This window comes from Paenibacillus sp. FSL P2-0089 (assembly GCF_038595095.1).
GTDB classification, from domain to species: Bacteria; Bacillota; Bacilli; order Paenibacillales; family Paenibacillaceae; genus Paenibacillus_AQ; species Paenibacillus_AQ silagei.
In genome coordinates, this window is the sequence record NZ_CP152006.1 from 1,283,542 (window position 1) to 1,295,528 (window position 11,987).

Consider the following 11,987-nt stretch of genomic DNA (forward strand, 5'->3'; position numbering starts at 1 on the left):
TTTGAGAGATGAACAAGACCATTTCGTTCGCATCCACACTTGTACTAACACTGCTGATCGCTGGCTGCGGCAATAATAACAGCGCTAATAGCGGCAAGGTAGCGGAGGCAGCATCTCCGAATAGTTCGGAGTCCACGGCTGCTGCCGCCGATCCGGCTAAGGTGACCAAGATCGTAGTCGGCACCGGGACAGCTTTTCCCAATGTCTGCTTCATCGATGAGAACGGCAAGCTTACCGGGTTCGATGTTGAACTGCTGAAGGAGATTGACAAGCGCCTGCCGGAGTATGAGTTTGAATTCCAGACAATGGATTTCAGCAATCTGCTGCTTAGCCTTGAGACGAAGAAGATTGACCTGGTAGCCCATGTTATGGAGAAGAACCCGGAACGGGAGCAAAAGTACGCTTTTAACAAGGAAGCTTATGCCCACTGGAGAAACCGCATCGTTGTAGCGAAAGGCAATACCTCGATCCAGACACTGGACGATCTGCAAGGGAAGAAGGTACTGACCGGCGCCACCAGCGCGCAAGCGCAAATTCTTGAGAACTATAACAAGGAGCACGGTGCGGATTCGATCAAAATTGTCTATCAGAACGGTGCCGCCAACGATACGGTCAACCAGATTGATTCGGGCCGGGTGGATGCTACCCTTGCTGCGGATTTCGTATTGCCGATCATTGACCCGCAGAGCAAGCTGCAGGCGGTGGGTCCCGAGCTGTCCTCTGCTGATATTCTATATGTGCTGCGCAAGGATGATGCCCCTTCGCAGAAGCTGTCGGAGGCCATTGACGGAGTGGTCAAGGAGCTGAAGACAGACGGCACACTTGGCAAAATAAGCACACAGTGGCTGGGGGCGGACGTTACCACCTCATCGGTTCAATAATGCGCAGGCCCGTACAGCGGAAAGGAGGTGCAGGATGGGTGCACCGTTTGATCTAGGTTTTGTCTTCTCGTTCCTGCCCAAGCTGCTGACTACGCTGAGTACCACGCTGCTGATCGTAGCCTGCTCGCTGCTGGCAGGAATGATTGTCGGATTTATCATTGCGCTTCCCCGCCTGTATAAGGTGCCGGTCCTGAAGACCTGCGCTGAGGTGTACATTTCTTTTTTTCGGGGGACGCCGATTCTCATTCAGTTATTCCTGTTCTATTACGGTCTGCCTGAGGTGCTGAAGCTGGTGAATCTGGATATGACGCGGACGCCGGTGCTGGTGTTCGTGATTCTGACCTACGGTCTGCACACAGGGGCTTTCATGTCGGAGATGATCCGCGCATCAGTGACAGCAGTCGATAAGGGCCAAGTGGAAGCGGCTTATGCTACGGGGATGACCTCGTACCAGGCTTTTACCCGTATTGTGCTGCCGCAGGCGCTGGGAATTGCGATTCCTGTCTTTTCGAACCTGCTCATAGCGCTGCTGAAGGATACTTCGCTGGCGTTCACGCTGGGAGTGATGGAGATGACGGGCAAGGCCCAGACCCTGGGCAGTGCGACCCAGCATTTCATTGAGACGTATATTGCACTTGCTCTTATCTATCTTGTGATCAGTTTTACGATTGAAAAGCTGCTGTTGGTTGCGGAGAAACGTCTGCTCAGGCATGAAGCCCAGGACAGTCCGGCCAAGAAGCGGTTCACTCTTCAGCGAAAAGCGTCCTACCGCACAATTGTCGCGGATGTGGGAGCGGGTAAAGGAGGCGGTGCGTAATGAAGCTGGACCCATCTTTTATCTGGACGGCGTTTCTGCAAATTCTGGGAGCCATTCCTACGACGCTGTATATCACGGTTGTGTCGGTGTTGGCAGGCTTCGTGATCGGTACGGTCGTGGCCCTGATCCGGATTTATAGAGTCCCCGGGCTGTATCCGCTGGCCGTAGGGTATGTCACGTTCATACGCGGCACCCCGATGCTGACGCATCTGCTGCTGATCTATTTCGGACTGCCGATGATTATCGACGGGCTTGCTGCACAGTTCGGCTGGAGCTTCCGCTCGGTATCGATACCGATGATCGGCTTCGCCTATATTTCTTTCTCCATTACGGCGGGTGCCTATATGTCCGAGGTGGTGCGCTCCGGTCTGCTCGCGGTGGATCGAGGTCAGCTCGAAGCGGCCCATTCCATCGGAATGAGCACGCCTCAGGCGCTGCGGCGGATTGTGTTCCCCCAGGCGCTGGCGGCGAGCCTGCCGAATCTGTCGAATTCTGTGATCGGGATGCTGCACGGGTCTACGCTGGCTTTTACCGTATCGGTGGTGGATATCAATGCCCAGGCGCAGATTGTCGCTTCGACCAACTGGAAGTTCTTCGAGGCTTACCTGGCGGCGGCGCTGATCTTCTGGGGACTGACGTTCCTCATTGAGCGGGCAACTGCCGTCATTGAAAGACGGATCAATCTGTATAACCGGGGGGGAGTCGCATGATTAAGCTGACACAGCTATCGAAGTCGTTCGGGCGCCATCAGGTGCTGAACCATATTGATCTGGAGGTGTTGAGGGGCGAGGTGGTGGTCATTCTCGGTCCCAGCGGATCCGGCAAAACCACGCTGCTGCGCTGTGTGAATGTGCTGGAGAAGCCCAGCGGAGGCGAAATTTCCATCGGGGACTTCAAGCTGGACTTCCGGCACGCCCGCAAGAAGGATATCCACCAGCTCCGGCAAAAGACGGCGATGGTCTTCCAGCAGTACAATCTGTTCCGGCACAAAACCGCGCTGGAGAATGTGATGGAAGGCCTCCTAATCGTCAAGAAGCTGCCAAAGGAGGCGGCGAGAGAGAAGAGCATCGCACTGCTGGAAAAGGTCGGGCTTGGCAGCAAGCTGAATGCCTATCCGAGCCAGCTCTCCGGCGGGCAGCAGCAGCGCGTCGGCATTGCCCGGGCGCTGGCGCTGGAGCCGGAAGTGATTCTGTTCGATGAACCGACCTCGGCACTGGACCCGGAGCTGGTGGGCGAAGTGCTTGCGGTGATCCGCAAGATCGCCAAGGAAGGCATCACGATGATTGTGGTGACGCATGAAATGGGGTTTGCCCGCGATGTGGCAAATCATGTGGTTTTCATGGACGGCGGTGTGATTGTCGAGGAGGGCACGCCCACGGAAGTATTCAACCACCCGCGTGAAGAACGAACGAAGCAGTTCCTGAAGCGGATTACGCCGGAGCTGAACTATTCCATCTAGGAGGCATATCTATGGCAATTACAATCAGCGTACTCGACCAAAGCCCGATCTATCCGGGGGAGACACCGGAAGAGGCTTTTGCACATACGATCAGGCTGGCGCAGCTATCGGAACGCCTCGGCTTCCGCCGCTTCTGGGTATCCGAGCATCATGATTCTGAGCAGGTAGCCGGATCTTCTCCTGAAGTGCTCATCTCGCACCTGCTGGCTAGGACGGAGCGTATTCGCATCGGCTCTGGCGGAATTATGCTTCAGCACTACAGCCCCTACAAGGTGGCTGAGAATTTCAACGTGCTGGCTTCGCTGGCTCCGGGACGGGTGGACTTGGGGGTAGGACGCGCTCCCGGCGGCCTGCCGCGCAGCACACAGGCCTTGCAGCAGGGAGGCGGGGAAGCCGCTTCATTAACGGACAAAATCACGGAGCTGGAGAAATATGTGCATAACCGGCTGGAGGCGGAGCATCCGCTGCACGGGCTGAAGGCAGGACCGCTCCCCGCAACCCCGCCGGAGCTGTATGTGCTTGGCGCCAGTGTCGCCAGCGCCGAGATCGCGGCCAGCCTAGGCTTGCCATACGTGTTCTCCCTGTTCATCGGCGGCGATCAGGCCGTTGCCTTAGAGGCGGTGCGGGCTTACCGCAACGGCTTCAATCGAAGCGGCGGGCAGGAGCCGCAGGTGATTATTGCGCTGGCTGTTATCGTGGCTGATACGGAAGAGGAGGCCAAGGAATTGGCTGGAGCGCATAAGCTGATCCGCATCCGCTTCGCCAGCGGCAAGACCCTGACTCTGGCCAGCCGGGAGCAGGCCGAGGAGTTCACCCGCCAGAGTGAGGAAGCGTACACGCTGGAGGAGCGGGAGCCTGAGATTACCAAGGGGACGAAGGAGACGGTCCGTGAGCAGCTTCTGGCTTTAGCTGAAGCTTCCGGCGTAGAGGAGTTCATCGTCACTACTAACGTGCAGCCCTTCGAGAAGCGGCAGCGTTCCTTCGAGCTGCTGAGTGAGGCGCTCTCCGGGGCTATTGCAGGGGCTTCACTATGACCAGTACAGCGGCAGAATCCGCTGCCCGTGAAGTGCATTCACTGGCGTTCAAGGAGCGGCTGGTTGAAATCAGGCGTCATCTGCACCGGCACCCGGAGCTGTCAGGGGAAGAGGTTGAGACTACCGCGTACATCACATCGCTACTGAAGCAGGCGGGGGTGAAGATCGTAGATTACGGTCTGAAGACCGGAGTCATTGCCGAAGTAGGCGGCCAGCAGGGCGGACCGGTGGTTGCGCTGCGGGCAGATATTGATGCCCTGCCGATCCAGGAGGAGACCGGGCTGCCCTATGCCTCGCTGTATCCGGGCAGAATGCATGCCTGCGGACATGACTTCCATACGGCGGCGCTGCTTGGAGCTGTGTATCAGCTCAAGGAGCAGGAGAGCGCCTTGAGCGGAACGGTTCGCTTCCTGTTCCAGCCTGCCGAGGAGAAAGCGAAGGGGGCACAGCAGATCATCGCTGCCGGCGGGCTGGAGCAGGTGCGCGCAGTGATCGGTATGCACAATAAGCCGGATCTGCCGGTAGGGACCCTTGGCATCAAGGCCGGTCCGCTGATGGCGGCCGCAGACGGCTTCGCAGTCAGTATCCGGGGCTTTGGTACCCATGCAGCCGTGCCGGAGGCCGGGATTGATCCTATTGTCGCCGCCTCGCATATTGTAACGGCGCTGCAATCCATCATCAGCCGGAATGTGGGCAGTCTGGATAGCGCCGTAATCAGCGTCACGCAGATCCACAGCGGAAATTCGTGGAACATCATCCCGGACACGGCGGTGCTGGAGGGGACGATCCGTTCCTTCGATGAAGCGGTGCGCGGCAGGGTGCTGAAACGGTTCGAAGATATAGTGAAAGGTGTGGCTGCCGCTCTCGGCGCTGAAGCCAGCGTGCGCTGGATCGGCGGTCCGCCGCCGGTCATCAACGATGCGCTGCTGGCCCGGCTTGGAGAAGAGACGGCGGCGAAGCTGGGCTATACCTCTGTGCAGCCGGTGCCGTCACCGGCCGGGGAGGATTTCGCCTTCTATCAGCGGGCGGTTCCCGGTTTATTTGTCTTCACCGGCACCGCCGGAAGCCGGGAATGGCATCATCCCGCCTTCGATCTGGACGAAGCAGCGCTGCCTGTAGGTGCAGAATTCTTCAGCGATCTGGCGGTACGTGTACTTGAGCATCTCTCGGCTAAAGGGGGTGCAGATCATCGCTGACCCTCCCGTATATGATGTGATTATTGTTGGTGCAGGCTCCATGGGCATGAGCGCAGGCTATCATCTGGCCCGGCGCGGGGTGAAGATCCTGCTGATCGATGCCTTCGATCCACCGCATACGGAAGGAAGCCATCACGGGGAGACCCGGCTGATCCGGCACGCTTACAGCGGCGATCCGGCCTATATTGACCTGGCGCTCCGTGCCCAGGTGCTATGGGAAGAGGCGGAGGCAGAGAGCGGCCTCAAGCTGCTGGCTCCGTCCGGCGTGCTCAATCTGGCAGACAGCAAGGTGTATTCCTTCGCCGGACGTCTGGAAGAGGCGCGGAAGCGGAAGGTCCGGGCTGAGCAGCTGGATGCCGAGGAAATCTGCCGCCGCTGGCCAGCCCTGAACCTCCCCGAATCCTTCGAGGCGATGTATGAGCCGGATGCCGGTTATCTCTACAGTGAGCGGTGCATTACCGCTTACCGGCAGCTTGCGCTGGATCACGGTGCGGAGCTGCTGACGAATACTCCTGTGCTGAAGGTGACGGCCCGCGAAGGAAGTGTCACAGTCCAGACGAAGCAGGGGGATTACCACGGAGCCGCTGCTATACTTAGCGCCGGGGCCTGGTTCAGTTCATTGTCGCCCTTCGTCAACTTGCCGATTAAGGCGGTACGAAAGGTAGTAGGCTGGTTTGGGAGTACGCCGGACTTCGAGACCGGGAGGTTCCCCGGCTTCACGCTGGGTGCAGAGGAAGGCGGGTTCTACGGTTTTCCCAGTATCAGCGGGGCGGGACTGAAGATCGGCCGCCATGATACAGGCGAAGAATGGAAGCCCGGCGAACCGCTGCAGCCGTTCGGCAGCCTGGAGAGTGATGAAGGCGACCTCCGCCGGGTTCTCGAAGCGTATATGCCTGGAGCAGCCGGGCGTCTGCTTAAGGGCTCCGTCTGTAAATATGAGCATACGCCGGATGAGGATTTCATCATCGACCGCCATCCTTCTCACAGCCATGTGCTGCTGGCCGGAGGCTTCTCTGGACATGGCTTCAAATTCTCCAGCGCGGTCGGAGAGATTCTCGCGGACATGGCTGTTCAGGGACATACCAGGCAGAATATAGCTCCATTCTCGTTGTCACGCTTCAATAGCAGCAGATCTGATTTGAAATCGTAGAGGGCGAGCGATGATACCTGGAGGACCGAGGAAGTGGAGCGATTCCCCTTCGGAGAGCCCTTCCCAGGCCGGAGTTGTTGTTCTTATGCGTTTCATGGGCGTTTGGCTAGGCGTAACACACCTCCATTCAGGGATAGTTGTAGAAGGTACACTTAAAAACAGCGAAAAGACTTACGTGCATCGTATAAGTGTAGCCTGTACAACTAAATCTGCCCGAATCGGTGAATATCTGAAGCAAATGGATTTTTAATTGTACGAACTACAATTAAACAGATAATGGGTTGGAAATCAGACGTTTTAGATGTACAAAGTGCAATTAAGCATATCCCATCAGCGGGTAACAACGATAATTCAAACCTATATTGGAGGGAATCGCAATGAGTAGTGTGAGTGTGGAGCTAGCCAGCTACTTGAACACGCACGAGCAATTAGTGCAGGCAACCAGAGGCTTATCGGATGAGCAGCTGAGGTGGAAGGCGGAGCCGTCAAGCTGGAGCGTGACCGAGGTGCTGGCCCATTTAGCGGATCACAGCATTGTAGTCTCCTTCCGCATCCGCGATATTCTGGCGGATACGAAGGTTCAGCTCCCGGCATTCCAGCAGGACGCATGGGTCAGTGGTCAGCATAGTAATCAGGGGCAAGCCGCTGACAGCCTGGAGCTGTTCCGCAGCCTGCTGCATTACAACAGTCTGCTGCTGGGAAGGCTGAGTCCCGCAGAATGGGAGAAAAGCGGAATTAACTTTAAGGGCGAAACGGTGCGTATCACCGATATTGTCCGCGGATTCACTGCACATGTAGAGCGGCATTTGGCCCAGATTGAACGAGTGAAGCGGGGAGCGCAGGCAAGTCAAGCTGCACCAGCTGCATCAGCCGCTCAAGCTTCGCAGCAAGCGGCCCTGTAAGAATATTTTCATGAGGAACCAAGCGGACTGAATACCAATTCGAGGAGGAATGAATATGACGAAACCAAGACAATTGAAGCTGGGGGCCCTGCTGCACGGCGTTGGAGGCAGTACCTCCATGTGGCGTCATCCCGATGCGCAGCCTGATGCCAGTGTGAACTTCGAGCTATACAAGGAATGGGTACGCAAAGCGGAGGAAGGCAAGCTGGACCTGATTTTCATTGCAGACGGTCTGTTCATCAATGAGAAGTCGATCCCTCATTTCCTGAACCGCTTCGAGCCGCTGACGATTCTCAGTGCGCTGGCGGCAGTCAGCAGCCGCATCGGTCTGGTAGGTACCTTATCTACCTCCTACAGTGAACCGTTCACGGTAGCCCGGCAATTCGGCTCACTGGATGTCATCAGCGGCGGACGGGCCGGATGGAATGTGGTGACCTCGCCGCTCGAAGGCTCTGCGCTCAATTACAGCAAGCAGGAGCATCCGGACCATGGCAAACGCTACCGTATTGCCGCCGAATATTTGGAGGTGGCACGCGGGCTGTGGGATTCCTGGGAGGACGACGCGTTTGTCCGCAATAAGGACACGGGCGTCTTCTTTGATCCGCAGAAAATGCATACGCTCGATCACCAGGGTGAATTCTTCTCAGTGAAGGGACCGCTCAATATCGCCCGCTCGAAGCAGGGGCAGCCGGTTATTTTCCAGGCAGGTTCCTCTGAAGTCGGCAAAGATTATGCCTCCAGCGTGGCGGATGCCATCTTCACGGGTCATGACTCGCTGGAGTCCGCGCAGGAATTCTATAAGGATGTGAAAAGCCGTGTTGCCTCCTTCGGGCGCAATCCCGATGAAGTGCTGATCTTCCCGGGAATAGCACCTATTCTTGGGGCTACCCCGGAGGAAGCGGAGCGCAAATACCAGGAGGTTGCCGGGCTGGTGACGATTGAGAATGCGCTGAACTATCTGGGCCGCTTCTTCGAGCATCATGATTTCTCGCAGTATCCGCTGGATGAGCCATTCCCGGATGTCGGTGATCTGGGCCGAAACAGCTTCCAGAGCGGCACGGACAAAATCAAAAAGGATGCCAGAGAGCAGGGCTTAACCCTGCGCCAGGTTGCCCTGCAATCGGCAACGCCGCGCAGCAGCTTCATAGGTACACCAGAGCAGGTGGCCGATCAGCTTCAGGCCTGGTTCGAGGGCGGAGCCGCCGACGGCTTCATGCTGGCGGCCGCCGTACCGAACGGGCTGGAGGAATTTGTTGATCAGGTCGTTCCAATTCTCCAGGAGCGCGGGCTTTTCCGCACCGAATACGAAAGTGATACGCTGCGGGGCAATCTCGGACTTCCGGTTCCGGAGAACCGTTATACAAAGGCTTCTGAACCGGCTGGGCAGCCGCTGTGAATCAGAACTTTCCCTCTCGCAAAGAATAAGGTGCAGCAACAATTGTACCCGGTCATAATTCGGATGGAGGGGGATGGATGGTTATGAAGGCAGACGCTGTATTTGAGGGCGGCGGTGTCAAAGGTATTGCTTTTGTCGGTGCGATTGAGGTAATGGAGCGTAAGGGGTACAGCTGGAACAAGCTGGCGGGGACTTCGGCGGGAGCGATTGTGGCGGCGCTGCTGGCGGCAGGCTACAATAGTGCAGAGATCAGGGAGCTGATGCATTCGCTCGATTATGTGAAGCTCTTGGGCAAGACAGGGTTGAACAATGTACCGCTGCTGAACAAAGCCCTTCCGCTGCTCCTGAATTCGGGGATCTACAGCAACCATGTTCTTGAGGGGGTGATGAGTGATTGGCTGAAGCGCAGGGGTGTAGAGACATTCGGCGATCTGCCGGAAGGCAAGCTGTCCATTATAGCATCGAACATCAGTAACGGAAAAATGGTTATTTTCCCCAGAGATCTCCCGCATTACGGGCTGTCATCAACCACCTTCCCGATTGCTGCGGCTGTAAGAATGAGTACAACCTTGCCGCTCTTCTTCAAACCCTATCAGTGGCATACACCGCTTATCCCGAAGCCGTATTACATGCTGGATGGAGGAATGCTGAGCAACTATCCCATCTGGCTGTTTGATGTAGAGGGGGTTCCGCGGTGGCCAACCTTTGGCTTCCGCCTGTCGGAGAAACGCACGTATGCCCAGACCCTGGATATCAACGGTCCTGTCTCTTTATTAAAAGGCATGTTCAAAACGATGCTCCAAGCACACGATCAGCGTCATGTAGATGAGCATGCGGAAGAACGGACCGTCTTCATCCCAACCCGGGAGGTGACGACGACCAAATTTGATTTGACGGATGCGGATAAGCAGTTCTTACTGACCTCGGGCCACACAGCAGCAGAGAAGTTTCTGAGCACATGGGATTTTGAAGCTTATAAACATAAATTTCGGGACAAGAACGCCACCTCACCGGTTCCAGCCTATTACAGCGATGAACCGCAGTCCGCGCAGGAGGATTCAGTACTCTACCATTGATGGAAAAGGGAGCAAGCTCTTGGCACCTATTCGGCTTAGAGCGTGCTCCCTCTTATTAGTGAATTTATTTGAACTCGCCCGTAACCGGCATCGCAGGATCGTAAGGGATAATAATGGAGCCCTTAAGAATTCGTTCATCCCCAGGCCGTGTTGGACATGTTGTATTGAGCGGAGTAAGTTCATAGACGAAATTGCCTACCGGGAACTGTTGGTACAGGCATAGCTTGACTAAGGGTTTACCGGATGGTAATGCTCCTGAAGATGCGCTGTCAGGGGAAAGCCCCATGGAGTCAGAGGCCGGCGAATGGCATACATACATCGTAATATAAGCCAAGTCCACGGTGACTTGTTGATAATAGTGCCTGCCGCTCCAATCCTGGAACAAGGCGCAGCCGGTTAAGGTGTTTCGTTTGCCTTGAATGACCCGCTGAACATAAACCCAGAGATTTCCCACATTGGTATTCGTCCAGATATACACCCAGGTGTTTGTACACAAGGTTTCGGGGGTTGGGGGAATTGGGATGAACGGCGGGCTGGGATTAGACTGCGGCGGCAGGCCAACAGTCTCTGAATTGCAGGTTTGCGGGGACAACATTTGATTTTCCAACAGAATCGCTCCTTGGCATTGAAATAGTTATAGAATATATCTATGCGAATGCCTAGGATAAGTTACAAATAATGGTAAAAACGTATCTTTTCTAGGTCGATGCAATTTAGGACATCCTTGAAAGGGATACAATTTAAAATAGCAATAGCACAGAAAAAGGTTGTTCCTTCTGCCATTATGGCGTTAGGAGCAACCTTTTTGGATTCAGGAAGAACAGTTATGCGTCCCTGTTCAGGTAATTGCCCGAACGGTTTGTCTTTCCACAATGGAGTGGGCACAGATTAGACTCTCCGCAGGCTCCCCCGTTTCAATCATGCCGATCAGCTTCTCGGAAGCGAGCATTCCAATGTCATACAGCGGCTGGCGCACCGTAGTCAATGGCGGATTGACCATCCGGGCTAACCGGAGATCATCGTATCCCATGATGGAGATATCTTCAGGCACGTTCATTCCATGCTTCGTAACGACCGAAAGGGCACCAATCGCCATTTCGTCACTGGCCGCGAAGACAGCAGTAACCTCAGGTGTTCTCCGTAACAGGGATTCCATGGCTCTGCAGCCGCTTTCGTAGGAAAAGTCCCCATACACGAGGTAACGGCTATCAAAGGCGATGCCTTGTGCTTCCAGCGCTTTGCGGTATCCTTCGACCCGTGGAGTTCCGGCGATGGGATCGCCCTTGGTGCCGCTGATCATGCCGATGCTGCGGTGGCCTTTGGTGATCAGATAATGGACAGCGTCATAGGCCGCCTGATAATCATCAACCTTCACATAAGGTACATTGGCATAATCCGTTTGGGAAGAGACCAGCACCACTGGAACGTTCATGCTCTCCAGCATGTCATAGTACTCTTGCTTGAGCACTTCACTGGAAAAAATAACCCCGTCAACCTGCTTCTCGCGCAGAAGCTGCAAATACTTCAGCGTACGTTTGCCGTCCTGATCGGTATTACAGACTATCACACTGTAATTGCGGTCATGGACGAATTCGCCGATTCCGTGGAGCAGATCGGAGGAGAAGGTGCTCGACACATCAGGAAATAATACGCCGATGGTTTGGGTGCGCTTGTTAATCAGTCCGCGGGCGATAGCGTTCGGCTGATATTTAAGCTCTTTGATGGTCTGGTCTACCTTTTGCTTCGTTTTATCTGAATATCCGCCTAAGTTATGCAGAACCCGTGAGACGGTGGCAATGGATACGTTCGCCTTTTGGGCAACATCTTTAATTGTGGGATTCATGGACTCTCCTACCTGTCGTTTAGCAGTAAACGCTTACTGAAAATATAAGTCCTTGCTTTTTCTTTGTCAACTGAAATTAAACATTCTGTAAAATAAGCATTGACAAGGAAAAATAAACGAGATAACTTTTATGGTAAGCGTTTACGTCATGGGAATTTAGGATTGTAGGTACAAAAATACATAACTTACATTCAAGTAAACGTATAAATTTACACCAAGAATTTTTTGGAGGA

The 11,987-nt window shown here is 55.1% G+C and carries 12 protein-coding genes; 10 read left to right on the forward strand and 2 right to left on the reverse strand.

The features are described from left to right. Window positions 1–8 precede the first annotated feature (8 nt). The 10 genes from NST69_RS05400 (at window position 9) to NST69_RS05445 (ending at window position 9,911) form a co-directional block, all read left to right on the forward strand. A complete protein-coding gene (locus tag NST69_RS05400) occupies window positions 9–881 on the forward strand; it encodes a transporter substrate-binding domain-containing protein (protein ID WP_340978882.1) in 873 nt (290 codons plus the stop codon). 34 nt (window positions 882–915) lie between these two features. Beyond that, a complete protein-coding gene (locus NST69_RS05405) occupies window positions 916–1,698 on the forward strand; it encodes an amino acid ABC transporter permease (protein ID WP_340978884.1) in 783 nt (260 codons plus the stop codon). After that, a complete protein-coding gene (locus tag NST69_RS05410) occupies window positions 1,698–2,408 on the forward strand; it encodes an amino acid ABC transporter permease (RefSeq protein WP_209874845.1) in 711 nt (236 codons plus the stop codon). The genes NST69_RS05405 and NST69_RS05410 overlap by 1 nt, the downstream gene beginning before the upstream one ends. Continuing rightward, on the forward strand, window positions 2,405–3,157 hold the full coding sequence (locus tag NST69_RS05415) for an amino acid ABC transporter ATP-binding protein (protein ID WP_340978887.1): 753 nt from the start codon (window positions 2,405–2,407) through the stop codon (window positions 3,155–3,157). The genes NST69_RS05410 and NST69_RS05415 overlap by 4 nt, the downstream gene beginning before the upstream one ends. An 11-nt stretch (window positions 3,158–3,168) precedes the next feature. Beyond that, entirely contained in the window at window positions 3,169–4,191 is a 1,023-nt protein-coding gene (locus NST69_RS05420) for an LLM class flavin-dependent oxidoreductase (protein ID WP_340978889.1), read from the forward strand. Further along, window positions 4,188–5,387, forward strand: a complete 1,200-nt coding sequence (locus NST69_RS05425; RefSeq protein ID WP_340978891.1) for an amidohydrolase — start codon at window positions 4,188–4,190, stop codon at window positions 5,385–5,387. The genes NST69_RS05420 and NST69_RS05425 overlap by 4 nt, the downstream gene beginning before the upstream one ends. Then, window positions 5,380–6,537: an N-methyl-L-tryptophan oxidase gene (gene solA, locus NST69_RS05430; RefSeq protein ID WP_036727951.1), complete on the forward strand. Its 1,158-nt coding sequence runs from the start codon at window positions 5,380–5,382 to the stop codon at window positions 6,535–6,537. The genes NST69_RS05425 and solA overlap by 8 nt, the downstream gene beginning before the upstream one ends. A gap of 377 nt (window positions 6,538–6,914) precedes the next feature. After that, window positions 6,915–7,439 carry a DinB family protein gene (locus NST69_RS05435; protein WP_051478195.1) on the forward strand — a complete coding sequence of 175 codons (525 nt, stop codon included), beginning with the start codon at window positions 6,915–6,917 and terminating at the stop codon, window positions 7,437–7,439. Between the two features lie 55 nt (window positions 7,440–7,494). Next, window positions 7,495–8,835, forward strand: coding sequence for an LLM class flavin-dependent oxidoreductase (locus NST69_RS05440; RefSeq protein ID WP_036727742.1), 1,341 nt, complete (start codon window positions 7,495–7,497; stop codon window positions 8,833–8,835). An 83-nt stretch (window positions 8,836–8,918) separates the two neighbouring features. After that, window positions 8,919–9,911, forward strand: a complete 993-nt coding sequence (locus NST69_RS05445; RefSeq protein WP_051478238.1) for a patatin-like phospholipase family protein — start codon at window positions 8,919–8,921, stop codon at window positions 9,909–9,911. Window positions 9,912–9,975: 64 nt separating this feature from the next. On the opposite strand, the gene NST69_RS05450 is transcribed toward NST69_RS05445, so the two are convergent. Further along, window positions 9,976–10,518 (reverse strand): hypothetical protein, encoded by a 543-nt coding sequence (locus NST69_RS05450; protein WP_155991588.1) that lies wholly within the window; start codon window positions 10,516–10,518, stop codon window positions 9,976–9,978. 231 nt (window positions 10,519–10,749) lie between these two features. Continuing rightward, entirely contained in the window at window positions 10,750–11,754 is a 1,005-nt protein-coding gene (locus tag NST69_RS05455) for a substrate-binding domain-containing protein (protein ID WP_036727744.1), read from the reverse strand. Window positions 11,755–11,987: the final 233 nt, after the last annotated feature.

What these genes read in the sequence shown, in the direction of transcription:
- NST69_RS05425 (WP_340978891.1), top strand. Translation starts at nt 4,188, where the DNA reads ATGACCAGTACAGCGGCAGAATCCGCTGCCCGTGAAGTGCATTCACTG.
- NST69_RS05435 (WP_051478195.1), top strand. Translation starts at nt 6,915, where the DNA reads ATGAGTAGTGTGAGTGTGGAGCTAGCCAGCTACTTGAACACGCACGAG.
- NST69_RS05420 (WP_340978889.1), top strand. Translation starts at nt 3,169, where the DNA reads ATGGCAATTACAATCAGCGTACTCGACCAAAGCCCGATCTATCCGGGG.
- NST69_RS05400 (WP_340978882.1), top strand. Translation starts at nt 9, where the DNA reads ATGAACAAGACCATTTCGTTCGCATCCACACTTGTACTAACACTGCTG.
- NST69_RS05455 (WP_036727744.1), bottom strand. Translation starts at nt 11,754, where the DNA reads ATGAATCCCACAATTAAAGATGTTGCCCAAAAGGCGAACGTATCCATT.
- NST69_RS05440 (WP_036727742.1), top strand. Translation starts at nt 7,495, where the DNA reads ATGACGAAACCAAGACAATTGAAGCTGGGGGCCCTGCTGCACGGCGTT.
- NST69_RS05410 (WP_209874845.1), top strand. Translation starts at nt 1,698, where the DNA reads ATGAAGCTGGACCCATCTTTTATCTGGACGGCGTTTCTGCAAATTCTG.
- NST69_RS05415 (WP_340978887.1), top strand. Translation starts at nt 2,405, where the DNA reads ATGATTAAGCTGACACAGCTATCGAAGTCGTTCGGGCGCCATCAGGTG.
- NST69_RS05405 (WP_340978884.1), top strand. Translation starts at nt 916, where the DNA reads ATGGGTGCACCGTTTGATCTAGGTTTTGTCTTCTCGTTCCTGCCCAAG.
- NST69_RS05445 (WP_051478238.1), top strand. Translation starts at nt 8,919, where the DNA reads ATGAAGGCAGACGCTGTATTTGAGGGCGGCGGTGTCAAAGGTATTGCT.